This window comes from Streptomyces sp. V2I9, assembly GCF_030817475.1.
In the GTDB taxonomy this organism is placed as follows: domain Bacteria; phylum Actinomycetota; class Actinomycetes; order Streptomycetales; family Streptomycetaceae; genus Streptomyces.
On the sequence record NZ_JAUSZJ010000002.1, the window covers coordinates 3,266,096 to 3,291,559 of the forward strand.

The following is a 25,464-nucleotide window of genomic DNA, read 5'->3' on the forward strand; positions in this document are numbered from 1 at the left end:
CGGCCCGGCACCGTGGAAGACGGTGCCGGGCCGCCGTTCTCTAGCGCTCTCCGTGCCGCCCGCGCGGTCCGCCACGGCGGCGCAGGTCCTTCAGCTGACGGGCGAAACAGTCCAGCCGTCCGTCGAGCCGTACGACGTCCTGCTGCACGTCCGTCAGCCGCAGGCTCATCGCCCCGACCACCTGGTGCGTCATCTCCACCTTCCGGTCCAGGCTGTCGAGCCGCTCCGACATCCGCACCAGCACCGGCCCCAGCTCCTGCAGCGCACTGCCGACCCCGGAGAGGCAGCTCTCGATGCGCGTGACGCGCTGGTCGAGGGACGCGTACTGGGTACGCAGCGGTTCTTCGGCGTCGAGAAGGTACGTCCGCACGCAGCGGGCGATGTCGCTGTCACGAAGAAGCATGGCGATGTTGAGGACGGTGCGGCGGGTGTAGAGGGTCAGCCGCGTAGCCGCCTGTGGATAACTTCCCCGCCCCTCCCCCTCCCATAGGGACACCATGTCCCTATGGAAAAGTCGCAGCTCAGCGCCGCGCAGGAGGACGAGACCGTTCTCGACGACTTCTGCCCGGTGCCGCTGGGTCACCTTCTTCACGACCTCTGTGGATACTTCGAAGTAACGAGCCACGTCCTCTGTGCGAACGTGCATCCCGTCCGGGAGCATGACCAGGCTCTTCACCTTGTCGAGGACGTCGACGCGCCCCATCCGCTCCCCGCGCAGTGCGCGCGATTCGAGCAGGGCGACTTCCGTGGGCATGGGTGTGCCTTTCGTACGAGGGAATGACGAGGACGGCCCACACCCCGGGCTTCAGGGGTGGAGGACGCTCACGGTTGCCACTCACTCGATGACCGGTCCGGTGGGCTGGGCCTCACCCGGTGCCGGCATTCCCCGATTTCACGATCGCTACGACGCCACGGATTCCAGTTGCCTCCACGCACCCTGCCCAACGACCCGATAAACACAACGTCACGCGAGGTTGACCGGGCGTACGACCGACGGCTCCCGCCCTGGCCGGGGCGGGAGCCGTCGTGTACGCGAGCGTATGCGCGAGTCTCAGGGCGCGGGCCTCAATCCCGCTCCGCGGCCCTCACTCCTCGCCCGCGAGCTTCAGCGCCCGCAGCTTCTGGCCCGCGTACCAGGTGGCTGCGACCGTCACCACGGCCAGCAGGACCGTGGCGAGCGGCAGGCCGACGTCCGAGGTCACCGCGCCGTCGCCCGCGACCTTCTGGGCGACCGCCAGGGACCACTGCTGGACACTGAGCGTCCGCGCCCCGGCCACCAGGCTGCCGAAGAGGGCCTCCCAGACCAGCGCGTAGACCAGGCCGAGGACGACCGCGTGCCGGCTGACGGTGCCGAGCAGCAGGAACAGGGCGCTGTACGCGATCGAGGCGACCAGCGCCGCGATCGTGTAGGCGACGGCGATCTGCTGGCCGTTGCCGTTGAGGATCAGGCCCGCCAGAAGCGTCGGCAGGGCGGAGAACACCATGGTCACCGCGATGGCCACGATCAGCTTGGTGAAGATGATCGTGGGCCGCTTCACCGGCTTGGCGAGCAGGTAGACGATCGAGCCGTCGTCGATCTCGGGGCCGATCGCCCCGGTGCCCGCGATCACGCCGATCAGCGGCACCATGGTGGCGATGGCGAACCCGCCGAGGACGTTCGAGGCGATCTGGTCATCGGCTCCGGCGAACATCCGCACGGCCGCGGCGATGACCAGCAGCAGCGCGGGCAGGACGAACAGGATGGCGGCCCGGCGCCGGCCGAGCAGGGCCCGGTAGGTGAGCCGGGCGACTGTGGGGTCGTACATGACGGTGCACAGCTCCTTTCAGGCCACTACTCAGGCCGCTACGAGATAGGAAAAGACCGATTCGAGGGACTCGTCGGACGGCGAGACGGTGAGCAGGCGGATGCCCTGCTCGCGGGCCACCCTCGGCAGCAGTTCGGTGAACCGCCCGAAGTCGACGGCCTGGATGCGCAACGCCTTATCGGACAGATCGACCTCGATGCCCGCGGTGGACGGGTCGGCGATGAGCGCGGCCGCGAGCGCCCGGTCGTCGCTGGAACGCACCAGATAGCGGTGCGGCCGGTCCGTCATCAGCCGGCGGATCTTGCGGAAGTCGCCGGAAGCGGCGTGCCGGCCCGCCACGATCACCTCGATGTGCGAGGCCAACTGCTCGACCTCTTCGAGGATGTGGGAGGAGAACAGAACCGTCCGCCCCTCGCCCCCCATCCGTCGCAGGAGTTCCATGAGCTGCATCCGCTGGCGCGGGTCCATCCCGTTGAACGGCTCGTCCAGAAGCAGCACCGAGGGCTCGTGGACCAGCGCGGACGCCATCTTCACGCGCTGGCGCATGCCCTTGCTGTACGTGGAGATCTTGCGGTCCTGCGCGTACTCCATCTGAACCGTGGCGAGCGCCTTACGCGCCTCCGCCCCGCCCAGACCCTGGAGTTCGGCGTTGGCGACGACGAACTCCTTGCCGGTGAGGAAGTCGTACATCGCCTCCCGCTCGGGAACGATGCCGATCTCTTTGTAGACGGCCTCGTTGCGCCAGATCGGCCGCCCGTCGAGCGTGACCTTCCCCGTCGAGGGGGCGAGGAATCCGCCCATCATGTTGATGAGGGTGGACTTCCCGGCTCCGTTCGGGCCGAGCAGGCCGGTGACGCCGGGCCCCACGGTCATGGAGACGTCGTTGACGGCGACCACGTTGCCGAACCAGCGCGAGGTGTGGTCGATCTCGATGGTGGTCACAGCCCGGCCCTCCGATAGCGGCGCATCAGGACGGCGTACGAGCCGGCGACGAGCGCGAGAACAACGATCAGGTAGACCACTCCGGTGCCTGCCCCCGGGCCTTCCCCTCCGGGGAAGGCGGAGGTGGCGCCGAGGAACGCGGTCTGCACGCCGTCGACCAGCGTGATCGGCGAGAAGAGTCCGAGCCACTGCACGGCCCCGGTCGACCCGGTCTCCCAGGCGATGGCCTGGACCGTGGAGACGGCGCCGTAGGTGATGGTCAGCAGCGCGATCACCGCGGCGACGCCGAAGCCACGCCGCGGGGTGAGGGCGGCCATCACGAGGCCGAGCCCGGCGAACAGCACGGAGAGCAGCGCCACCGACACCAGTCCCTGGGCGAACCAGGTGGTCTGATCGGCGAAGTCGAACTTCGCCAGCAGAGAACCCACATAGAGGATGAGCAGGGGCGCGCCGGTGAGGATGAAGAGCGCGGCTGCGGTGGCGGCGAACTTCGCCAGCACGTAGTCGGTGCGTTCGATCGGCCGCGAGAAATACAGGGGGACGGTCTTGAAGCGGAGATCCCTGGAGACCGCCTGCGGTGCCTGCGCGGCGATGAAGAGGCCGATGACGGCCTGGAGGTAGATCGCGTACGACGTGTACTTGACCACCAGCTTGCTGGCATCCGGTGCGGCCATGGAGACCGCCACCAGGATCGCCGCGACCAGCGCCATCACACCGAACAGCAGCATGGGCAGCACCTTGGACTTGGCGGAACGGCCCAGTCCGTAGGAGCCCCGCAGGGTCTGCGAGAACAGGGAGCGGCGGGCGTAGGCCCGGCCGAGCCGCGGTCCGTCGTAGGAGCGGTAGCCGATGTTGTGGATCCGGGACGCGTCGCGCCCGGCCGCGGTCTTGGTCTCAGCGCTCATCGCGGCCGCTTCCCTTCTGCTGGACGACCTGCTGCGCGGCCGGGTGGACGGCTCCGGCGGCGGCCGGGACGGCGGCTGCGTGCGCCCCGCCCTGTTCGGTGCGGAAGACCTCGGCGATGTGGTGGCGGCGCTGTTCCATGCGGACCAGGCCGAGTCCGAGCCCGGCGACGCTGTCGCGGACCAGGTCGTAGGTCTCCTCGCCGGCCGCCTCGATCAACAGGATGTGGCCCGCGCCCGGCAGCCCCTCCGTATCGATCCCGTCGTGGCCGACGAGCGTGACCCCGGCGTCGGTGAGGACCTTGCGCAGGGTGCCGGTGCCGTCGGGGTGGGTGTCGCTGTCGGTCACCTCGACGGCGAGGGTCGCGGTGGTCTGGGTGAAGTCGCTGGTGGAGCTGGAACGCAGGAGGGTTCCGCCATCGATGACCACGACGTGGTCGCAGGTGCGTTCCAGCTCGCCCAGGAGGTGCGAGGTCACCAGGACGGAGATGCCGAAGTCGGTGTGGATGCGGCGGATGAGGCCGAGCATCTCGTCGCGGCCGACCGGGTCCAGGCCGTTGGTCGGCTCGTCGAGCAGGACCAACTGGGGGTCGTGGACGAGGGCCTGGGCCAGCTTCACCCGCTGCTTCATGCCGGTCGAATAGCCGCCGATGGGGCGGTAGCGCTCCTCGTAGAGGCCGACATGGCGCAGGGTATCCGCCGTGCGCTCACGGGCCGCTGTGGGCGGCAGCCCCGACATACGGGCCATGTGCACGACGAACTCGGTCGCCGAGACGTCCGGCGGCAGGCAGTCGTGCTCGGGCATGTACCCCACCCGTTCCCGGATGGCGGCGCCGCTGGTCGAGACGTCGAGCCCGAGCACCGCGGCCCGGCCTTCGGTGGCGGGGGAGAGACCCAGCAGGATCTTGATCAGTGTGGACTTGCCGGCTCCGTTGGACCCCACCAGACCGGTCACACCCGGTCCGATGTCCAACGTGAGCCGGTCAAGCGCGGTCACCCGAGGGAACCGCATGCTCAGGGCTTCGGTAGCGATTACGGCTGTCACATCAACGACGTTAGTGGTGCGGGCCACACCGGTCGTCAGCCCTGACGGCTGGATGCGGGTCAGACTCCAGGCGTACGCGCCCGTAGGGGGACCGTGCGGAAACCGAGGACGGAGCCCTCGGCCGGACGGTGCACGGGAGGGCGTCAGCTGCTGCGGACGAAGACGTCCCGGCCGGACGGGTCGGGTTGTCCACAGGCCGCCGTCCTGGATTCCCCATGTTGTCCACAGGCGATGCAGGCCCCTTGACGCAGCCGCTGGGCATTGTCACATTCATCAGTGTCACGTTACGGACGCGTATCGCATACGGCAGGGAACGGACGGTGGCATGACCGGCATGGCCTCGGCAGTGCAGCAGGACACCCCGGAGTTGCGGGGGTTCAGAGAAGTCCAGCGGCTGGCCTATGCCTGCGCGGAGGCGGTCGCGGGCCGGCTGCGGCCTGGAGTGACCGAGCGCGAGGCGGCCCGGATGCAGCGGGTGTGGCTGCGCGAGCGCGGTGTGCGCGACTGGTTCCACCTCCCGTTCGCCTGGTTCGGGGACCGGACGGCGTTCGCCGGGTTCAAGGTGCCGCTCCAGTTCTTCCCGACCGACCGGAAGCTGGAGCCGGGCATGCCGTTCATCCTCGACATGGCCCCGGTCCACAAGGGGTTCACCGCCGACATCGGTTATGCGGGATGCCTCGGCCCCAACCCTCTGCACGACAAGCTGCTGGCCGATCTGGAGGCCCACCGCGAGCTGATCCTGCGGGAGGTGCGCGAGCGCCGGTCGCTGCGCGAGATATATGAGGACGTCGAACACCTCATGACCTCCCAGGGATACGCGAACAGGCACCGGGCCTATCCCTTCGGCGTGATCGCCCACAAGATCGACCGGGTCTCCGAACGCCGATGGTCACCGCATGTGTTCGGCTTCGGCACTCAGTCCCTCAAGGGTCTGATCAGCGACGCCGTGCACGGCCACCGGGACGGCTGGTCGCCGCTGTGGAGCCCCTACCACTTCTCCGACCACCCGCCACAGCCGGGGCTGTGGGCGGTCGAACCGCACCTCGGATTCCGGGGTACGGGCGCGAAGTTCGAGGAGATCCTGGTCGTCACCGACTCCAAGGACCCCGAGCAGAGCGCTTTCTGGCTGGACGACGATCTGCCGCATGTGCGGCGCTGGAACCAGGAGAAGGTGGCGGCGTGAATCTGTCTCAGGCACGTGAGCGGTACGTGCGCACGGGCGGGGTCGACCTGTGCGTCGCGGAGCTGGGCGACGCGGACCGGCCGACCGTGGTGCTGGTCCACGGCTATCCGGACAGCAAGGAGGTCTGGACGGAGGTGGCCGCCCGGCTGGCCGAGCAGTGGCACGTGGTGCTGTACGACGTACGGGGGCACGGCAGGTCCACCGCTCCGAAACCGCTGCGCGGCGGCTTCACCCTGGAGAAGCTGACCGACGACTTCCTGGCCGTGATCGACGCGGTCAGCCCGGACCGTCCGGTGCACGTCGTCGGCCACGACTGGGGGTCCGTCCAGTCCTGGGAGTTCGTCACGGTCGGCCGGACCGAGGGCAGGATCGCCTCCTTCACCTCGATGTCCGGGCCGTCCCTGGACCACTTCGGGCACTGGATCAAGCAGCGGATGATCCGTCCCACCCCGCGCCGGGTCGGCCAACTGCTGGGCCAGGGCGCGAAATCCTGGTACGTGTACATGCTCCACACGCCGGCCCTGCCGGAGCTCGCCTGGCGCGGGCCGCTCGGCAAGCGGTGGCCGCGCATCCTGGAGCGGTTGGAGAAGGTCCCCGCGGGCGACTATCCGACCGCCTCTCTGCCGGATGACGCGGCGCACGGGGCCTGGCTCTACCGCGACAACGTCCGCGCCCGGCTGAGCAGGCCCCGCGCGGACGCCTACGCCCACGCTCCGGTCCAGCTGATCACACCGACCGGGGACTCCTTCCTCTCCGAGCGGCTCTACGACGACCTGGAGAGCTGGGTTCCGACGCTGGTACGGCGATCGCTTCCCGCCAAGCACTGGGTGCCGCGCACCCGCCCGGACCAACTGACCACGTGGATCCATGAGTTCGTCGAGGCGAACGAGTCCGTCGGAGGTGACGGCGCTCCGCGGCAGCCGGCGCCGCAGGGTCCCTACGCGCAGCACTTCGGCGGTCGGCTGGTCCTGGTGACGGGGGCGGCCTCCGGAATCGGGCGGGCCACGGCGTTCGCGTTCGCCGAGGCGGGGGCCCGGATCGTGGCCGTGGACCGCGACGCGGAGGGGGCCGCCCGAACCGCGGAGATGGCACGGCTGATCGGGTCGCCGGCCGCCTGGGGAGAGGCGGTCGACGTCGGTGACGAGGCCGCGATGGAGAAGCTCGCCGCTCTGGTGGCCGCCGAGTACGGCATCGTCGACGTGCTGGTCAACAACGCCGGGATCGGGCTCTCCGGCTCCTTCCTGGAGACGACGAGCGAGGAGTGGAAGAAGGTCCTCGACGTCAATCTGTGGGGGGTCATCCACGGCTGCCGATTCTTCGGCAAGCAGATGGCGGACCGCGGCCAGGGCGGCCACATCGTCAACACGGCTTCGGCCGCCGCCTTCCAGCCCTCGCGCGCGTTGCCGGCGTACAGCACGTCGAAAGCGGCCGTGCTGATGCTCAGTGAATGCCTGCGGGCCGAGCTGGCGGAGAAGTCGATCGGGGTGAGCGCGATATGCCCCGGCATCGTGAACACCAACATCACCCGCACCACGCGATTCACGGGAGTCGACGAGGCGGAACAGGACCGGCTGCGCAAGCGGACGAGCAAGCTCTACGGGCGGCGGAACTACCCGCCGGAGAAGGTCGCCGACGCGATCCTGCGCGCGGTCGTGCGCAACCAGGCCGTGGTGCCGGTGACCCCGGAGGCCCGCGGCGCCCGGTTGCTCTCCCGGCTGAGCCCGGGGGCGCTGCGCTCCGTCGCCCGCCTGAAGCCGCCGCTGTGACCGGGGCGGGGGCGGGGTGCGGGACGTCGGCGGCCGGGGGCGGGGAGACCGCCGAGTACCGCATCGAGGACCTGGCCCACGCCAGTGGGGCCACCGTGCGTACGATCCGCGCCTACCAGGACCGGGGGCTCCTGCCGACCCCCGAGCGGCGCGGACGGGCCAATGTGTACCGAGAGGCCCATCTGACCCGGTTGCGGCAGATCGCGGACCTGCTCGACCGGGGCTACACCCTGGCCAGCATCAAGGAGTTGCTGGAGGCGTGGGACGCGGGGCGGGGGCTCGGCGGGGTGCTCGGTCTGGTCGCGGAGGTGCACGGTCCGTGGACGGACGAGGAGGCCGGCCGGATCAGCCGCTCCGAGCTGGAGACGAAGTTCGGCGGCCGGCGGAACGAGGGGGCCATCGAGGAGGCGGTGGAGCTCGGGGTTCTGGAACGCGTGCCGGGAAACGACGACGAGTTTCTCGTGCCGAGTCCACAAGAGCTCGCTGTTGCAGTCGAGTTGCACGCGGCAGGCGTTCCACTCCTCGCTATTTCCGGTCACCTCAGGGAACTTCGCGGCCAGGTCGAGCACATAGCTTCCCGGCTCCTGGAGTTCACCACCGAGCACGTCTTCGCTCGCTATCTGGGGCCCCGCCCGCCCACGGACTCCGACGCGGCCGAGGCAGCCTCCCTGGTCCGGCGGCTGCGCCCTCTCGCGCAGCAGACGGTCGAGGCCGAACTGGCGCGCGCCATGCGGACGTTCGCACCCCGGTACCTGCACCATCACCTGCACCCGCGGGGCGATGTGCTGGACGGCGACGCTCCACGTCCCGTGCTGTTGCCGCTGCGTACAACACAGGCGGTAGAGCGTCTGGTTGGCCGAGAGCACATCGCCACGTTCGTCGCGGCGGCGACCGAACGCGAACTACAGGCACGCACTTTGGACGACCTCGCAGCAAATCATGCGAGAGGGGGCAAAATTGATGAAATGCCCTAAAGCAGAGGGCGCTTGTCCACAGATCCATCAAATAGCCTGTGGATAAACCGAGTTGGCTGTGGATCAAACCTGACGGCGGGAAACAGCCGAAGAATCGCAGAAGAACGATGGGCTGACCATACGAAGAAGCGATAGACGATGGCAGGGCGACGACGCGGCGAAATCGCGTGATGGAGAGGCGGAGAGCGGGCGCTCCGCAGAGCAGGTCGGCCGCACGAGCGTCCGGACGGCGACGAGGACGACGAGGGCGGGGGCGGGGCTTCGGTGGGAAATGCGGATGCACCGACCGGCTTGCTCCCGGCACGCTGACGTCATGGACGAACGTCGCACCGTCAAGGTGTCCAAATACCTCTCGAAACATCTGCGGCACCAGCCCGAACGCATCGGCCTCACCCTCGACCGGAACGGCTGGGTGGCGGTGGACGAGTTGCTCGCCGCCGCTGCCCGGAACGGCTTCGCGCTCTCCCGCGCCGAACTCGACCACGCCGTCGCCGTCAACGACAAGCGGCGCTTCGCCGTCGAGAAGGGCGTCGACGGTGATCGCATCCGCGCCAACCAAGGCCACACCATCGCCGTCGAGCTGGATCTGCCGCCCGTCGAGCCGCCCGCGTACCTCTACCACGGCACGGTCGCCCCGGCACTGGAGGCGATCCGGGCCGAGGGGCTGCGTCCCATGGCCCGCCACCACGTCCACCTGTCGTCCGACCGGGAGACGGCCATCCGGGTCGGCGCGCGCCGTGGTCGTCCCCTCGTCCTCGCCGTGGACGCGGCCGCGATGCACCGCGCCGGCCACGTCTTCCGGGTCAGCGCCAACGGGGTCTGGCTCGCCGACGCCGTACCGCCGGAGTTCCTGCGCCTGCGCGACTGAGCGGGCGCGCCACCGCCGGAGTTCCTGCGCGACCGGGCGGGCGCGTCACGCGTCCTGCGGCTGCGCGGCCCGGGTCTCCGCACGGCTGAGCGACCGCGGCCTGTGAGGAGACCTCTCCGGCCGATCCCGGACGCCTTCGCCCGGACGCGCGGGCAGATGCCTACGCCAGCTGTACCGGCGCTTCGGTCGCGATGCGTTCGAAGACCTTCTCGTCGACGTCGAAGACCGATTCCGGGATCGGGGCGTGGATGACGATCTCGGTGAAGCCCAGCTCCGCATGGCGTCCCGCGAAGTCCACGAAGGCGTCCACCGACTCCAGCGGGGCGGTCCGGTCGGGGGTGAAGCCGGTCAGCAGGATCCGGTCGGGCTCGGCGGCGTCCCGGCCGATCTCCGCGCAGGCCGCCGTGAACTTCTCGTTCTGCGCCCGCAGCGCGGCCCGTGACTCCTCCGGGGTGCCGTTCTCGTACAGCTTCGGGTCACCGGTGGTGACCCACGCCTGACCGTGGCGGGCCGCGAGCTTCAGACCGCGTGGCCCGGTCGCCGCCACCGCGAAGGGCAGCCGGGGCCGCTGGACGCATCCGGGGATGTTGCGGGCCTCCTCCGCGGTGTAGAAGGCCCCACGCTCGGTCACCGCGTCCTCGGTGAGCAGCCGGTCCAGAAGCGGTACGAACTCGGCGAACCGGTCGGCGCGCTCGCGCGGGGTCCAGGCGTCCTGGCCCAGGGCGGTGGCGTCGAAGCCGCTGCCGCCCGCGCCGATGCCGAGGGTGATCCGGCCGCCCGAGACGTCGTCCAGCGAGATGAGCTCCTTGGCCAGAGTGACCGGGTGGCGGAAGTTCGGCGAGGTCACGAGGGTGCCCAGCCGCAGCCGTTCGGTCGCCGTAGCCGCGGCGGTCAGCGTGGGGAGCGCCCCGAACCACGGACCGTCCCGGAAGGTCCGCCAGGAGAGGTGGTCGTAGGTGTAGGCGGTATGGAAACCCAGCTCCTCCGCCCGCCGCCACCGGTCGCGGCCTCCCTCATGCCAGCGGTGGACGGGCAGAATCACGGTGCTCAAGCGGGGACTCATGCCCCTGAGCCTACGGCCGCGCACAGCTCTTGCGACCATCGGAGGGCTTTGGCATATGCCAGAAACATTTTCGCTGGTCAGCGGCTTATTCACTCAGATGTGCGCACCTCCGCACGCACGTGCACCCCCGTGGGCGAGAATGGGCCGGTGACCTCAGTGACCGAGACGCCTCTTCCCGCCGTGACCCGGCTGATCGCCACCGACCTCGACGGCACCCTGCTGCGCGACGACAAGACGCTGTCCGCCCGCACGGTCGCGGCTCTCGCCGCGGCCGAGGAGGCCGGCATCGAGGTCTTCTTCGTGACCGGCAGGCCGGCCCGCTGGATGGACGTCGTACGGGCCCACGTCCAGAGCCACGGCACGGCGATCTGCGCCAACGGAGCCGTGGTCACCGATCTGCGGACGGACGGCGAGCTGATCTCCGTACGGCCGCTGGAGCGCGAAGCCGCCCTGCACGTCGTGCGCACCCTGCGCGAGGCGGCCCCCGGCACCTCCTTCGCCGTCGAGCTGACCACCGGCATCAACTACGAACCGTCCTACCCGCCCTTCCACCTGGATCCGGGCGCCGCGGTGGCGGTCGCCGAGAAGCTGCTGCACGAGGACGCGCCGGGGGCCGGAGCACCGGTCGTCAAACTGCTGGCCCACCACACGGAGCTGGCGCCCGACGCCTTCCTCGCGCTGGCCCGTACGACGGCCGGAGACCGGGCCGCCTTCACCCGCTCCAGTCCCTCCGCGCTCCTGGAGGTCAGCGGTCCCGGCGTCTCCAAGGCCACCACCCTCGCCGCCTGCTGTGCGGAGCGCGGCATCGCACCGTCCGAGGTGGTCGCCTTCGGCGACATGCCCAACGACGTCGAGATGCTCAGCTGGGCCGGCGCCTCCTTCGCCATGGGCAACGCCCACCCGGCCGCGGTGGCCGCCGCCACGGGCCGGACCGCGAGCAACGAGGAGGACGGGGTGGCGGCCGTCATCGAGCGGATCCTCGCCGCCCGCACAGTCAACCGCTGAAACCTTTCGGCAGGGTCGCGGCAGGCACTGCTGCGACCCTGCCGAAGACCTGCGGCCCGCCTGTGCAGACCTGCCGCCAGCCACAGGCCCTCCCCCATAGCGGCGCTTCCCCACCGCTCCCTCACAGAGGCGCCTCCCACACCACCGTCGTACCGCCGCCGCCCTCCCCGAGGCCCGGCTCGATCCGGCTCGACCCGCCCAGGGACTCGGCGCGGCGGGCCAGATTGCGCAGTCCGCTGCGGCGGCCGTCCTCCGGGATTCCCACGCCGTCGTCGGCCACCGAGAGTCGCACCGCCCCCCTCCCGTCCGGCAGGGTCACCGTCGCGTCGACGACCACATCGATCAGCGACGCCCCCGCGTGCCGGAACGCGTTGGACAGGGCCTCGCGCAACGCGGCGACCAGGTTCTTGCCGGTCAGCTCGCCGACGAGCGCGTCCACCGGGCCCAGGAAGCGGTGCGAGGGCTTGAAGCCGAGCGGGACGGCGGCCATGTTGATCTCCCGCAGCACGCGGGTACGGAGCCCGGACGGGGCCTCGGCCGGTTCCTGCTGAAGCGCGAAGATGGCCGTGCGGATCTCCTGGATCGTCACGTCCAACTCGTCCACCGCCCGGCCGACACCGGTCCGCACCTCCGGCACGACCGCTCTGCGCTGGGCGCTCTCCAGCATCATCCCGGTGGCGAACAGCCGCTGGATGACCAGGTCGTGGAGGTCGCGGGCGATCCGGTCGCGGTCCTCGTACACCGCCAGCCGCTCCCGGTCCCGCTGCGCCTCGGCCATCATCAGCGCGAGCGCCGCCTGGGAGGCGAACTGGGTGGCGAGCGTCCGTTCGGACTCCGTGAACGGCCGCGCGCCGCGGGACCGGGGGGTGGCCAGGGCACCGAGCACCCGGCCACCGCTGTGGAGCGGCAGCATCATGCTCGGGCCGAACCGGCCCGCCAGCCTGGTCACCATCCGGCTGTCGGTGGCCGAGTCGTCGATGAAGACCGCCTCGCCCGCGAGCAGCTTCGCCACCACCGCGCTCCGGGGAGGGACGATCACCCCGAGCGAGGACGAGGGGTCGTCGGACGAGACGGCGACGATCTCCAGCCCGCCCTCCTCGGCCGGCAGGAGCACGATCCCGGCGGCGGAGTCGGCGAGCCGCCGGGCCTGTTCGGCGACCACGGACAGCGCCTCGTCCGCGTCCCCGCCCGACAGGAGCGCGGTGGTGACCGCGACCGAACCGTCGATCCAGTACTCCCGCTGCCGCGCCGCCTCGTACAACCGGGCGTTGCCGATGGCGATCCCCGCCTGTGTGGCGAGCACCCGGACCATGTGGAGGTCGTAGTCGGTGAACTCCGCGCCGTTCTGCTTCTCGGTGAGGTAGAGGTTGCCGAAGATCTCCCCCTGGACCTGGATGGGCACCCCCAGGAAGGTCCGCATCCGAGGGTGTCCCGCCGGGAAGCCCGCGGACCGGGGGTCGGTGGTCAGGTCTGCCAGGTGGACCGGGCCGGGGTCGTGGACCAGCGCGCCGAGCAGCCCCCGATGCCCGTCGGGGCGCCGACCGATCTCCTCGGCCACCTCCTGCGGAACGCCGTACGTGACGAAGTCCGACAGCCCCTCGCCCGATTCGTCGATGACACCGATCGCGGCGTACTCGGCGTGGGCGAGTTCGGCGGCCGTCTCGCAGATCCGGTCCAGGGTGGAGTGCAGTTCGAGACCCGAACCGACCGACCGCATCGCCTCCAGCAGCTGGGGCACCCGGGCGGTCAGCTCCGTGGACAGACCTTGGAGACTGCGAGCGGCCCGCGTGGCGGCGTCGAGGGAGTCCTTCGGGTCGGGCTCTGCCATGGACCGAGCGTAGTTAGTGCCGGTAGGGGACGAAAGTCGAGAATGCCAGTGATGTCTGGGGCGGCCGCTGACCGCCGCCTCCGCCCCGCGCGGACGACGGATCACACCCCCGCCGCGACCGTCTCCCTCTCGCGTTCCAGCATGCGGCGCAGCGGCCCGTCCTCGGCCGCGAGCTCGGCGTACGGCCCGCGCTGCACGACCCGCCCCTCGTTCAGCACGAGCACCTCGTCGACCGTCTCCAGCCCGGTCAGCCGGTGCGTGATCAGGACCGTCGCACAGCCCGGGGTCGCGTCCAGCAGATCGGCGGTGAGGGCGTCCGCGGTCGGCAGGTCGAGGTGTTCGGCCGGCTCGTCCAGGACGAGTACGGGAAAGTCGGCGAGCAGCGCACGGGCGAGGGCGAGGCGTTGGCGCTGACCGCCGGAGATCCGCGCCCCGTGCTCGCCCACCGGGGTGTCGAGACCGTGCGGAAGGGCCAGTACCCAGTCCAGGAGTCGGGCGCGGGAGAGCGCGTCGCGCAGTTCGGGGTCGGTGGCTCCGGGGCGGGCGAGGAGCAGGTTCTCGCGGATCGTGCTGTCGAAGACGTGCGCGTCCTGGGCGCAGAGCCCGACCGAGCGCCGGACGGTGTCCGAGTCCAGCGCCGACGCATCGACCCCGCCGTGCCGGTACGTCCCCGACGAGGCGTCCAGAAAGCGCAGGAGCACCTGGGCGAGCGTCGTCTTGCCCGATCCGGAGGGTCCCACGACCGCGATGCGCCGTCCGGGCGTCAGCGTCAGGTCGAGCGAGGTCAGCGCGTCGTGCCCGGCCCCCGGATAGCGGGCGCTCAGCGCCCGTACCTCCAGCGGGAACGGGGAGGGCGGCTCCTTCGCGGGGGTCTCGGGCTCGTGTACGGGCACCGGAGCGTCCAGCACCTCGAAGACCCGCTCCGCGCTCCGGGCGACGCGTTGGCGGTACTGCACGGCGAGCGGCAGCCCGGCCACGGCTTCGAAGGCGGCGAGCGGGGTCAGCACCACCACGGCGAGCGCGACCCCGGAGAGCCGGCCGTCGTTCACGGCGGGAACGGCGACGAGGGCGGCCGCCACCACGGTGAACCCGCAGACCAGGGCGGACAGTCCGCCACCGAGCGCGGTCGCGGCGGCGGCGCGCGAGGCGATGCCGGTGAGCAGGGTGTCGGCCGTGCGCAGCTGTGCGCGCCGCTCCGGCAGCGCGCCGGCGACGGTCAGCTCCGCGGTGCCGCCGAGGAGATCGGTGACGCGGGTGGTCAGGGCGGCGCGGGCCGGTGCGAGCCGTCGCTCCGTGCGGCGGGCGCAGGCGCCGCTGACGAGTGGGACGCCGGCCCCGGCGAGCAGGAGTCCGACCGCGAGGATCACACCGGCCTCCGGGAGCAGCCAGCCGGTGAACCCGGCGGCCGCGGTCCCCACCACGGCGGCGGTTCCGGCGGGCAGGAGCCAGCGCAGCCAGTAGTCCTGGAGCGCGTCCACGTCGGCGACGAGCCGGGTCAGGAGATCGCCGCGGCGTGTGGTGCGCAGACCGGCGGGGGCGATGCGTTCGAGCCCCCGGTAGACGGATACGCGCAGGTCGGCGAGGAGCTTCAGGACCGCGTCGTGCGAGACGAGCCGCTCGGCGTAGCGGAAGACCGCCCGCCCGATACCGAAGGCGCGGGTCGCGGTGACCGCCATCATCAAGTACATGACCGGCGGTTCCTCCGAGGCGCGGGAGATCAGCCAGCCGGAGACGGCCATCAGCCCCACGGCCGATCCGACCGCCAGGCTGCCCAGCAGCAGCGCCAGGGCCAGTTGGCCTCGCTGCGCCCCGGCGGACCTCCGGACGCGGGCGAGCACCCGTCCCGAGCGGGCCCCGGCCCCCCTCGGACCGCTGTCGGCCCTGCGCAGTTCCTCCGTCCGGCGGGTATCGAGAAGTTCGCCCCCTGCGAGCGGCTGCGGTACGGCCGGTCCGGTGGCATGGCCCACCGTCACGGTCCGGGGGACGGTGTCGCCGCCCGCCTCCAGCGTCACCACACGGTCGGCGACCGCCAGCAGGGCCGGGCGGTGGACGACCAGCAGGACGGTCCGCCCGGCGGCCAGCCTCCGTACCGCGTCGACGATGCCCGCCTCGCTCTCGCCGTCCAGGCTCGCGGTCGGCTCGTCCAGCAGGAGGACCGGCCGGTCGGCGAGGAAGGCGCGGGCGAGCGCGAGGCGCTGGCGCTGGCCCGCGGAGAGCCCTGCGCCGTCCTCGCCGAGCGCGGTGAGCATCCCGTCGGGCAACGCGTCGACGAAGTCGTACGCGCCCGCGTCCCGCAGCGCCGCGAGGACCGCCTCGTCGTCGGCTCCGGGCCGGGCGAGCCGGACGTTCTCGGCGATGGTGCCTGCGAAGAGGTGGGGGCGCTGGGGGACCCAGGCGATACGGCTCCGCCAGCGTTCGAGGTCCAGCTCCGCGAGGTCCCGGCCGCCCACCCGGACGCGGCCCTCGTCGGGTACGGCGAATCCGAGGACCACGTTCAGCAGGGTGGACTTGCCGACGCCGCTCGGGCCGACCAGGGCGACGGTCTCCCCCGGCTCCACGGTGAGTGAAGCGGCGTTCAGCGACGGTTCGGCGCGGCCTTCGTGGCGTACGGTCACGCCCGCCAGCTCCAGCCGCAGCGGGTCCGGGACGTCCTCGCCGCCCGGGGTCCGGGGTTCGGTCTCCAGGACCGTGAAGATCTCCTCGGCGGCCGAGAGCCCTTCGGCCGCCGCGTGATACTGCGCTCCGACCTGGCGGATCGGCAGATACGCCTCCGGGGCCAGGATCAGGACGACCAGACCGGTGTAGAGGTCGAGTTCGCCGTGGACGAGCCGCATGCCGATCGTCACGGCGACCAGGGCCACCGACAGGGTGGCCAGCAGTTCCAGGGCGAACGAGGAGAGGAAGGCGATCCGCAGGGTGCGCAGGGTGGCCCGGCGGTAGTCGGAGGTGATCGTGCGGATCGAGGCGGCCTGGGCCTTGGCCCGCCCGAACACCTTGAGGGTCGGCAGACCGGCGACCACGTCCAGGAAGTGCCCGGAGAGCTGGGACAGCAGCTGCCACTGGCGGTCCATCCGGGACTGGGTGGCCCAGCCGATCAGGATCATGAAGAGGGGGATGAGCGGCAGGGTGACCACGATGATCGCCGCCGAGACCCAGTCCTCGGTGACGATCCGCGCGAGCACCGCGAGGGGCACGACGACCGCGAGGCCGAGCTGCGGGAGGTAGCGCGCGAAGTAGTCGTCGAGCGCGTCGATCCCGCGGGTCGCCAGGGCGACCAGCGAACCGGTGCGCCGGCCGCTCAGCCAGTCGGGGCCCAGCCGCGTGGCCCGCTCCATGAGCCGACCACGCAGTTCGGACTTGACGGCCGCGCTGGCGCGATGGGCCGCCAGCTCGGTGAGCCAGGCGACCAGGGCCCGGCCGGCCGCGACCGCGGCGAGCAGCAGCAGAGGGGTGCGCAGCTCGGTGACCGTGAGCCCGTCCTGGAAACCACCCACCACGATCTCGGCGATGAGCATGGCCTGGCCGATCACCAGCAGCGCGCCGACCAGACCGAGGGCGACCACGGCCGCCAGGAAGAGACGGGTGGCCCGTGCATGGTGGAGGAGACGCGGATCGATCGGTTTCACGTGAAACATCCCCCCGGCGGGGTCGGTGAGTTCTGCGGGATCGGCGTCCGCCGCGGGCCTCTCGGAGGTCTCGGGCCCGCGGCGGTTCGCCGGACTCAGTGCGCGTCGGCGATGTGCTGGGTGCCGATGCGCTTACGGAAGACCCAGTAGGTCCAGCTCTGGTAGAGCAGCACGACCGGGGTGGCGATGCCCGCGCACCAGGTCATGATCGTGAGCGTGTACGGACTGGACGAGGCGTTGGTGACCGTGAGGTTCCAGGCGTCGTTCAGCGAGGACGGCATGACGTTCGGGAACAGCGTCAGGAAGAGCATCGCGACCGCCGCCGCGATCGTCACGCCCGAGAAGGCGAACGACCAGCCCTCACGCCCCTTGGCGATGGCCGCAATCGCTGCCAGCAGCGCCACCACCGCCACGATCAGGGCCCCCAGACTCCAGGCGTCCCCGTTGTCGGCCTGGGTCCAGAGCAGGAAACCCAGCGCGAACACCGCGACGACCGGACCCAGTTTGAGCGCCAGGGAACGGGCCCGGACCCGGATGTCGCCCGCCGTCTTCAGCCCCGCGAACACCGCTCCGTGGAAGGTGAAGAGGGTCAGCGTGACCAGGCCGCCGAGGATGGCGTACGGGTTGAAGAGATCCCAGAAGTTGCCGACGTACTCCATGTCCCCGTCGATCTTCACGCCCCGCACGATGTTCCCGAACACGACGCCCCACAGCACCGCGAGGATCAGGGAGGTCCAGAAGATCGCGGCCTCCCAGTTCGTCTGCCACCGCTCCCCGGTCCGTTTGGCGCGGTACTCGAAGGCGACGCCGCGCAGGATCAGGCAGAACAGGATGATCAGCAACGGCAGGTAGAAGCCGGAGAACAGCGTGGCGTACCACTCGGGGAAGGCGGCGAAGGTCGCACCGCCCGCGGAGATCAGCCAGACCTCGTTGCCGTCCCAGACGGGTCCGATCGTGTTGATCAGGACCCGGCGCTCCTTGCGGTCACGGGCCAGCAGTCTGGTGAGGATCCCGATGCCGAAGTCGAATCCCTCCAGGAAGAAGTAGCCGATCCAGAGGACGGCGATGAGCACGAACCAGACGTCGTGGAGTTCCATCTCTCAGCTCCTGTGCTCAGTACGAGAAGGCCATCGGCCGGTCGGCGTCTTCGTCGTGCCCGCCGATCTTCTTGGGCGGATTGAGGTCGTCCTCGGTGAGTTCCGGAGGACCGGCCTTGACGTACTTCACGAGAAGCTTCACCTCGACCACGGCGAGCGCCGCGTAGAGCAGGGTGAAGACGATCATCGAGGTGAGTACCTCGCCCTGCGAGACGCCGGGGGAGACCCCGGACCTGGTCTCCAGCACCCCGTAGACCACCCACGGCTGGCGGCCCATCTCGGTGAAGATCCACCCCCAGGAGTTGGCGATCAGGGGGAAGAGCAGCGTCCAGAGCGCGGCGACCCAGTAGAGCTTGGTGAGCCTCGGGCTCAGCGCCTTGTTCCGGAAGAGGACCAGATGCGGCACCTCGTCCTCACCGGTCCGCAGCGCCGGTGGCAGTAGGAACTTCTTCCGGGTCAGCCAGAGCCCCAGCAGCCCGAGGCCGAAGGAGAACATGCCGAAGCCGATCATCCACCGGAAGCTCCAGAACGCGACCGGGATGTTGGGGCGGTAGTCGCCGGGCCCGTACTTCTGCTGCGACTCCTTGTTCACGTCGTTGATGCCGGGGACGTAGGAATCGAAGTCGTTGTTGGCGAGGAAGGACAGTATCCCGGGGAGAGAGATCTCCACGGAGTTGTGGCCCTTACTGACGTCCCCGTACGCGAAGATCGAGAACGGCGCCCGCTCCTGACCGTCCCACAGGGCCTCGGCGGCAGCCATTTTCATCGGCTGCTGCTTGAACATGACCTTGGCCAGGCGGTCGCCGCTGACGGCGGTGAGCAGGCCGGCGATCACCACGGTGATCAGACCCAGCCGCAGCGAGGTCCGCATCACCGGAATGTGCTTCTTGCGCGCCAGGTGGAACGCGGCGATGCCGACCATGAAGGCCCCGCCGACCAGGAACGCCGCAGTGATGGTGTGGAAGAACTGGGTGACTGCGGTGTCCTGGGTGAGTACCCGCCAGAAGTCGGTGAGTTCGGCGCGGCCGCGCTCCTCGTTGATCCGGTAGCCGACCGGATGCTGCATCCAGGAGTTGGCCGCCAGGATGAAGTAGGCGGAGAGGATCGTGCCGATCGAGACCACCCAGATACAGGCGAGGTGGATCTTCTTCGGGAGCTTGTCCCAGCCGAAGATCCACAGGCCGATGAAGGTGGACTCGAAGAAGAAGGCGATCAGCGCCTCGAAGGCGAGGGGTGCGCCGAAGATGTCGCCGACGAAGCGCGAGTAGTCGGACCAGTTCATGCCGAACTGGAACTCCTGGACGATGCCGGTGACGACACCCATGGCGATGTTGATCAGGAACAGTTTGCCCCAGAACTTGGTGGCCCTGAGGTACTTCTCGTTGTCCGTCCGTACCCAGGCGGTCTGCAGGCCGGCGGTGAGCGCGGCGAGTGAGATCGTCAGCGGGACGAAGAGGAAGTGGTAGACGGTGGTGATGCCGAACTGCCATCGCGCCAGGGTTTCCGGCGCCAGAGCGAGGTCCACGTCGTCAGTCTCCTTACATCGCCGTGGTCATACCGGCACTATGCCCCTTCGATCCCCCCGATTACGGGAGGAAGCGGGGCACGCTTGTGAACGCGTTCACATTCACAAGCAATTATGGCGCACACACATGCGGAGCCTTCGCCGGGGGTACCCCTTCTCCGCCCACCCCCACCGCCGGCTCCCGCCCACCGCCTGCGCCGGAACCGCGCCCGCCCCACCCCCTCCTCACCTCCCGCTCCCAGGTGTCCGAGCCGCCCCACGCGAAGGGCCCCGGTCCTCGTCGATCGAGGTCCGGGGCCCTTGCGGAGGCCGCTCCAGCGAGCGGCAGCAGGGAGCGGAGGGCTACAGTTCCGCGCGGAACGCCTCCGCCGCCTTGAGGAAGAGGTCGTTTCCCTCGCTCTCGCCGATCGTGACCCGGACGCCCTCACCGGCGAAGGGCCGCACGACCACCCCGGCCCGCTCGCAGGCCCCGGCGAAGTCGAGGGTCCGCTCCCCCAGCCGCAGCCAGACGAAGTTCGCGTGGGACTCCGGCGCCGCCCAGCCCTGGCGCTCCAGCTCGGCGCTCACCCGGACGCGCTCGGCGACCAGCGAGCCGACCCGGCCCAGCAGCTCGTCCTCGGCGCGGAGCGAGGCCACCGCCGCGTCCTGGGCGAGCTGGCTCACGCCGAAGGGGACGGCCGTCTTGCGCAGCGCCGCCGCCACCGGCTCGTGGGCCACCGCGAACCCGACCCGCAGCCCCGCCAGGCCGTACGCCTTGGAGAAGGTCCGCAGCACCGCCACATTGGGGCGATCCCGGTAGATCTCGATGCCGTCCGGCACCTCCGGGTCCCGGATGAACTCCTTGTACGCCTCGTCGAGCACCACCAGCACGTCGCTCGGCACCCGGTCGAGGAACCGTTCCAGCTCGGCCCGGCGCACCACCGTGCCGGTGGGGTTGTTGGGGTTGCAGACGAAGATCAGCCGGGTCCGGTCGGTGATCGCCTCCGCCATCGCGTCGAGGTCGTGCACCTCTCCGTCGGTCAGCGGAACCTTCACCGAGGTCGCACCGCTGACCTGGGTGATGATCGGGTACGCCTCGAAGGACCGCCAGGCGTAGATGACCTCGTCGCCGGGGCCGGAGGTGGCCTGCAACAGCTGCTGGGCGACGCCCACCGAGCCGGTACCGGTGGCGAGATGCGAAAGAGGCACACCGAAACGGTCGGCCAGCTCGTTCATCAGGCCGGTGCACGCCATGTCCGGGTAGCGGTTGAAGTTCCCCGCGGCGGCGAGCGCGGAATCCAGGACACCCGGCAACGGCGGGTAGGGATTCTCGTTGGAGGACAGCTTGTACGCGACCGGGCCGCCGGCCGCCGCCGGCTTCCCCGGCACATAGGCGGGAACGCCGTCCAGCTCGGCGCGCAGCTTGGGGCTCGTCTCGCTCACCGCAGGTCCTCCTCGACCGTCCGTTCACAGCAATACTGCACACCCTATGAGGATTGGGCCCCGGTGCGAATGGGACGAGCGGGAAATCGACGGCAGCGCCCGGGAAGGGGCCCCGCACGGGACCACCAGGGGTTTCACCGGAGGGGGCGCTCACCTCCGTATCGCGCGCCCGTGGCTCGCGCCGTGGCGCGCGTCCCCCGAAGTGGTGAGTTGAGACCTCTTCGAGACATCGAACATACAGCAGGCCATCTGGCCCCAGGACCTGAAACCCGCATGCGGGTTCATCCAACTGCCTTGCTTTACAAGGGAACTGATGGGGCGTCGCCTTGCAGAAACGTGCCTGTCAACGTGCGCATATGCGACCGGACCGACCCCCCTCCGGAGCCCTACTATCGGCTCGCCATGACAGCAGCAGGGAAGCACCAGGTGAGCCGGACGGAGACCCCCCGGCGCAGCGGCCGGCCAGGACGGGCGGGGATCCGCGACGTGGCCGCCGCGGCCGGAGTCTCGATCACGACCGTCTCCGACGCGCTCAACGGCAAGGGCAGGCTCCCGGACGCCACCCGCCGCCATGTCCGCGAGGTCGCCGAGCGCCTGGGCTACCGCCCGTCCGCCGCGGCCCGAACCCTCCGTACGGGCAAGTCGGGGCTCATCGGCCTGACCGTGACCACGTACGGGAATGAACCTTTCACCTTCACCGAATTCGCGTACTTCGCGGAGATGGCGAGAGCCGCGACCTCCGCGGCGCTCGCCCGCGGCTACGCCCTCGTCATCCTCCCCGCCACCTCCCGGCACGACGTCTGGTCGAACGTCGCGCTCGACGGGACCGTCGTCATCGACCCGTCCGACCAGGACCCGGTCGTCACCGAACTCGTCCGCCAGGGACTGCCCGTCGTCTCGGACGGCCGCCCCGCCGGCACGCTCCCCGTCACCGCCTGGGTCGACAACGACCACCGGGCCGCCGTCCTCGACCTCCTCGACCACCTCGCCGCCGCCGGGGCCCGCCGCATCGGCCTGCTGACCGGCAACACCACCGACACCTACACCCGGCTGTCCACCGCCGCCTACCTCCACTGGTGTGAGCGGGTCGGTCAGGACCCCGTCTACGAGTCCTACCCGGCCCACGACCCGTGCGCGGGCGCGGTGGCCGCCGACCGGCTGCTCGCCCGCCCGGACCGCCCCGACGCGGTCTACGGACTCTTCGACCCCAACGGCACCGACCTCCTCGCGGCGGCCCGCCGCTACGGGCTGCGCGTCCCCGAGGACCTCCTGCTGGTCTGCTGCAGCGAGTCCACCGTGTACGCGGCCACCGAGCCGCCCATCACGACGCTCTCTCTGAAGCCCCGCCGCATCGGCACGGCGGTCGTCCAGCTCCTCATCGACGCCATCGAAGGGGTCGAGCACGACGGCCCGGTGGAGCAGGTCATACCGACGGAGCTCATCGTCCGGACCTCGTCCCAACGGCGTCCACCGCGCACCACGGTCAGCGCGCCGCGCTCTCCCAGCAGGGATTGATCGTCACTTTTCGGACCAATCGACCGGTGATCCGTGCGTGCGCCCGGATTCACCACCCCTGGTGCGTCACACAGATCGATCCGCATTCCTATGATGGGCGCACGACACCGCGGACCACCTCTACCAGGCAGGGCCCGTCAGGTGTACGGCGGCGCGACGGTGGTGGAGGGGTCGATGACTCAGGGGGCCGGTCAGGAACCCGTGGTGCGGACGGCGACGTTGCGTGACTTCCGAGTTCCGCCGTACGCGCAGACACCCGTACCACCGCAGGCACAGGCGGCACCGCCTTCCCCGGTGCCGCCGCGCGCGCCGGAGCCGGACACTCCCGTTCCGCCGCACACGCCCGCACCGCCTCCACCGACGCACCCCGGCAACGCCGTGATGGGCGACGAGCAGCCGGACGGGTACACGCCGACCGAACGGGACCTCCCGGTCATCCGGCGCGGCGACACGGTCCAGGTCCCCACGGTCCCCGAGCCGACCCCCGGCCCCGCCCCCGACGACAGTCGCGGTCCGCTCTACGTCGTCGGGGACGTCCATGGCTACCTGGACGAGTTGCTGGCCGCCCTCGGCGAGCAGGGCCTCATCGACGCCGAGGGGAAGTGGGCCGCGGGCAACGCCCGGCTGTGGTTCCTCGGCGACTTCACCGACCGCGGCCCGGACGGCATCGGGGTCATCGACCTCGTCATGAGGCTCTCCGCCGAGGCCGCGGCGGCCGGCGGCTACTGCAAGGCCCTGATGGGCAACCACGAACTGCTGCTGATCGGCGCCAAGCGGTTCGCCGACACCCCGGTCAACTCAGGGGCGGGCACCGCCACCTTCCAGGCCGCCTGGCTGCTCAACGGCGGCCAGAAGGCCGATATGGAGCGCCTCCAGGACGTCCACCTCCAGTGGATGTCCCGGCTCGACGCCGTCGTCGAGCAGGACGGCCACCTGCTGCTGCACTCCGACACGACGGCCTACCTCGACTACGGCTCCACCATCGAGGACGTCAACGACACGATCACGGCCATTCTCACGCGCAACGACGCCGACGAGTGCTGGGACCTGTTCCGCAAGCTCACCAAGCGGTTCGCCTTCCGTGACGAGGGCGGCTCCCAGGCCGTGCGCGAGCTGCTCTCGACGTACGGCGGACAGCGCGTCGTCCATGGTCACAGCCCCATTCCGTACCTCCTGGGCGAGGTCGGCACGGAGGACGGCGAGGAGGGCTCGGGACCCGTGATCACCGGCCCCCACGTGTACGCGGACGGTCTCGCCATCGCCATGGACGGCGGAGTGACCATGGCCGGAAAGCTGCTGGTGGTTCAGCTCCCGCTGCATGACTGACCGTCGGCGGGGAAGACGCTTCAGGTTCCGCCCGCGCCGTCCCCGCCGATCACCGGGCCCGTCATCGGACCCAATTCCGGAAACCCTCTGTCACCCCTTGCCGTGAGCGCTCTACCATCGGCCTATCAGTGGCAGGCTCTCCTCCGTTTCCGCCCGATCGCCCGGTCCACGCGGGCTTCCGGGCACCGACGGAGCATCGGGGGATGCAGATGACAAGCGCTCCGCACCTGCTGGCCGAGGACGGACCCGAGTACGAGCGGATCCTGGGCGACGCACTGCGCCACGCTCACGAACGCCCGGACCTCGAGGGCGTCGGTGACCGGCTCAACACCGAACAGCTCCGCACCATGGCACTCGGCGCCACGGCACCGATCACCGCGGCCGCGGCCACCGAGTACGAGCATTACGTCAAGGCACGCGGCGAGCTGCGCCGGGCGGCGGGCGCCGAGGAGGCATCGCCCCTGGACGGGCCCGGGAGCACGGCTGCCGGAGCCGGCGCGGGCATAGGCGCGGTCGTCACGGTCCTGACCCCGCTGCTGGCCGGGGCCGCGGCCCTCATCTTCCTGCTCGTCGGCTATCTGCTGAGGGCGCTCAGCCCCTCGCTACCGTTCGGCCGGTCCCTGGTCACGGCCGGGTGGTTCTTCGCCTGCGTCGCCGCCGCCGCGATCCTGGTCGCCGCCGTCGGACTGCTCGTCACCGCGCTCCGCAACGGCGCGACGTCCCTGGACGCCGAGGACGAGGAGGACCTTCCGGAAGAGGTCGCGCGGGCCAGGGAGGCATGGCGCCACGCCCTGCTGGAGCGCGGCATCCTCCCGTTCCTCCGGGACGCCCTGGCCGACCCCACGGCGGGCCCCGCCTCGCGTGTCCCGCACCGTTCGCCCGACCGCATCCCGAAGATCGGGTACAGCAGGCCGGACTTCTCCGGCCCGGAGGACGGCCCGGCGGCCGGCCCCCGGCCGACCTTCACCAGCCCCGACTTCACGAGCCCGGACTTCGGCGGCCCCGAACACCAGCCGGACTGAGATCCGCGGGACCGGCCCTCCGGTTCAGCCGCGGCTCGGGGGCCCGGACACACCTCGGGCCGGGGCGGCAAGTGCCGCGCCCGGCCCGAGGGATGCTCCGGACGGACCGGAGCGGTGGATCAGACGGCCTGCGGAGCCAGCTTCGGGTTGGCGCCGTACTCGTTCGCCTCGTGCTTGCCCTCCGAGGCGAGGAAGACGAGCAGGATGATGCCGCCGACCAGCGGAACGAACGAGATCAGGAACCACCAGCCCGAGCGGCCGGTGTCGTGCAGACGCCGCACCATCACCGCGAGCGACGGGATGAACGTCGCCGCCAGGTAGATCATGTACGGGATGGTCGTCTCTATCGCGAAACCGACAGCCAGCAGGGCGGCCGCCACGACCACGTGGATCAAGGTGAACATCCAGTACTCCTTGCGGCGCGCACGTCCGCTGAAGCCTGCGTAGTTCTTGAGTACGTTCAGGTACCAGTTCACTGTGTTCCCTCCCCGAAGCCCTCCGTGCGAGGGCTCCCTTTTTCAGCCAAGCAAGCCGGAAAGTAAGCCACAGA

Annotated in this window: 20 protein-coding genes; 8 read left to right on the plus strand and 12 right to left on the minus strand. The window is 70.5% G+C overall.

The annotated features are described in order from the left end of the window. Positions 1-40: 40 nt before the first annotated feature. The 5 genes from QFZ71_RS14335 to QFZ71_RS14355 form a co-directional block, all read right to left on the minus strand. Positions 41-754 carry a hypothetical protein gene (locus QFZ71_RS14335; RefSeq protein WP_307668612.1) on the minus strand — a complete coding sequence of 238 codons (714 nt, stop codon included), beginning with the start codon at positions 752-754 and terminating at the stop codon, positions 41-43. 331 nt (positions 755-1,085) lie between these two features. Continuing rightward, entirely contained in the window at positions 1,086-1,805 is a 720-nt protein-coding gene (locus QFZ71_RS14340; protein ID WP_307668613.1) for an ABC transporter permease, read from the minus strand. A gap of 30 nt (positions 1,806-1,835) precedes the next feature. Further along, complete coding sequence (locus QFZ71_RS14345; protein ID WP_307668614.1) at positions 1,836-2,747, minus strand: ABC transporter ATP-binding protein; 912 nt, start codon at positions 2,745-2,747, stop codon at positions 1,836-1,838. Continuing rightward, positions 2,744-3,652, minus strand: a complete 909-nt coding sequence (locus QFZ71_RS14350) for an ABC transporter permease subunit (RefSeq protein WP_307668615.1) — start codon at positions 3,650-3,652, stop codon at positions 2,744-2,746. Before QFZ71_RS14350 ends, QFZ71_RS14345 begins: the two co-directional genes overlap by 4 nt. Beyond that, on the minus strand, positions 3,642-4,661 hold the full coding sequence (locus QFZ71_RS14355) for an ABC transporter ATP-binding protein (RefSeq protein ID WP_307668616.1): 1,020 nt from the start codon (positions 4,659-4,661) through the stop codon (positions 3,642-3,644). The genes QFZ71_RS14350 and QFZ71_RS14355 overlap by 11 nt, the downstream gene beginning before the upstream one ends. Positions 4,662-5,019: 358 nt before the next feature. On the opposite strand from QFZ71_RS14355, the gene QFZ71_RS14360 reads away from it, so the two are divergent. From QFZ71_RS14360 to QFZ71_RS14375, 4 genes are all read left to right on the plus strand, one after another. After that, on the plus strand, positions 5,020-5,877 hold the full coding sequence (locus QFZ71_RS14360; RefSeq protein WP_307668617.1) for a M24 family metallopeptidase: 858 nt from the start codon (positions 5,020-5,022) through the stop codon (positions 5,875-5,877). Beyond that, entirely contained in the window at positions 5,874-7,643 is a 1,770-nt protein-coding gene (locus tag QFZ71_RS14365) for an SDR family oxidoreductase (RefSeq protein ID WP_307668618.1), read from the plus strand. Before QFZ71_RS14360 ends, QFZ71_RS14365 begins: the two co-directional genes overlap by 4 nt. Beyond that, entirely contained in the window at positions 7,640-8,617 is a 978-nt protein-coding gene (locus QFZ71_RS14370) for a MerR family transcriptional regulator (protein ID WP_307668619.1), read from the plus strand. Before QFZ71_RS14365 ends, QFZ71_RS14370 begins: the two co-directional genes overlap by 4 nt. 313 nt (positions 8,618-8,930) lie before the next feature. Then, positions 8,931-9,485 (plus strand): RNA 2'-phosphotransferase, encoded by a 555-nt coding sequence (locus QFZ71_RS14375; protein WP_307668620.1) that lies wholly within the window; start codon positions 8,931-8,933, stop codon positions 9,483-9,485. A gap of 160 nt (positions 9,486-9,645) precedes the next feature. Here the strand turns inward: QFZ71_RS14375 and QFZ71_RS14380 are convergent, their stop codons facing one another. Continuing rightward, the gene (locus QFZ71_RS14380; RefSeq protein WP_307668621.1) at positions 9,646-10,548 is read right to left on the minus strand and encodes an LLM class flavin-dependent oxidoreductase; all 903 of its coding nucleotides are present in this window, start codon (positions 10,546-10,548) and stop codon (positions 9,646-9,648) included. Positions 10,549-10,695: 147 nt separating this feature from the next. Here QFZ71_RS14380 and QFZ71_RS14385 point away from each other — a divergent pair, with 147 nt between their 5' ends. Beyond that, on the plus strand, positions 10,696-11,553 hold the full coding sequence (locus QFZ71_RS14385) for an HAD family hydrolase (RefSeq protein ID WP_307668622.1): 858 nt from the start codon (positions 10,696-10,698) through the stop codon (positions 11,551-11,553). Positions 11,554-11,674: 121 nt separating this feature from the next. On the opposite strand, the gene QFZ71_RS14390 is transcribed toward QFZ71_RS14385, so the two are convergent. The 5 genes from QFZ71_RS14390 to hisC all read right to left on the minus strand — a co-directional run bounded on the left by QFZ71_RS14390 (position 11,675) and on the right by hisC (position 21,051). Continuing rightward, positions 11,675-13,381, minus strand: coding sequence for a GAF domain-containing sensor histidine kinase (locus tag QFZ71_RS14390; protein WP_307668623.1), 1,707 nt, complete (start codon positions 13,379-13,381; stop codon positions 11,675-11,677). 101 nt (positions 13,382-13,482) lie between these two features. After that, positions 13,483-17,007 carry a thiol reductant ABC exporter subunit CydD gene (gene cydD / locus QFZ71_RS14395; RefSeq protein WP_307668624.1) on the minus strand — a complete coding sequence of 1,175 codons (3,525 nt, stop codon included), beginning with the start codon at positions 17,005-17,007 and terminating at the stop codon, positions 13,483-13,485. 95 nt (positions 17,008-17,102) lie between these two features. Next, a complete protein-coding gene (cydB, locus tag QFZ71_RS14400; RefSeq protein ID WP_307668625.1) occupies positions 17,103-18,104 on the minus strand; it encodes a cytochrome d ubiquinol oxidase subunit II in 1,002 nt (333 codons plus the stop codon). Positions 18,105-18,120: 16 nt separating this feature from the next. Further along, a complete protein-coding gene (locus QFZ71_RS14405; protein WP_307668626.1) occupies positions 18,121-19,629 on the minus strand; it encodes a cytochrome ubiquinol oxidase subunit I in 1,509 nt (502 codons plus the stop codon). Positions 19,630-19,971: 342 nt separating this feature from the next. Next, positions 19,972-21,051 carry a histidinol-phosphate transaminase gene (gene hisC / locus QFZ71_RS14410; protein WP_307668627.1) on the minus strand — a complete coding sequence of 360 codons (1,080 nt, stop codon included), beginning with the start codon at positions 21,049-21,051 and terminating at the stop codon, positions 19,972-19,974. 402 nt (positions 21,052-21,453) lie between these two features. On the opposite strand from hisC, the gene QFZ71_RS14415 reads away from it, so the two are divergent. The 3 genes from QFZ71_RS14415 to QFZ71_RS14425 all read left to right on the plus strand — a co-directional run bounded on the left by QFZ71_RS14415 (position 21,454) and on the right by QFZ71_RS14425 (position 24,914). After that, positions 21,454-22,566: a LacI family DNA-binding transcriptional regulator gene (locus QFZ71_RS14415; protein WP_030725112.1), complete on the plus strand. Its 1,113-nt coding sequence runs from the start codon at positions 21,454-21,456 to the stop codon at positions 22,564-22,566. 159 nt (positions 22,567-22,725) lie between these two features. Beyond that, positions 22,726-23,892 (plus strand): metallophosphoesterase, encoded by a 1,167-nt coding sequence (locus QFZ71_RS14420; RefSeq protein ID WP_373465196.1) that lies wholly within the window; start codon positions 22,726-22,728, stop codon positions 23,890-23,892. Between the two features lie 203 nt (positions 23,893-24,095). Further along, positions 24,096-24,914 (plus strand): hypothetical protein, encoded by an 819-nt coding sequence (locus tag QFZ71_RS14425; RefSeq protein ID WP_307668629.1) that lies wholly within the window; start codon positions 24,096-24,098, stop codon positions 24,912-24,914. Between the two features lie 119 nt (positions 24,915-25,033). Here the strand turns inward: QFZ71_RS14425 and QFZ71_RS14430 are convergent, their stop codons facing one another. Continuing rightward, entirely contained in the window at positions 25,034-25,390 is a 357-nt protein-coding gene (locus tag QFZ71_RS14430) for a DUF805 domain-containing protein (protein ID WP_307668630.1), read from the minus strand. Positions 25,391-25,464 lie beyond the last annotated feature (74 nt).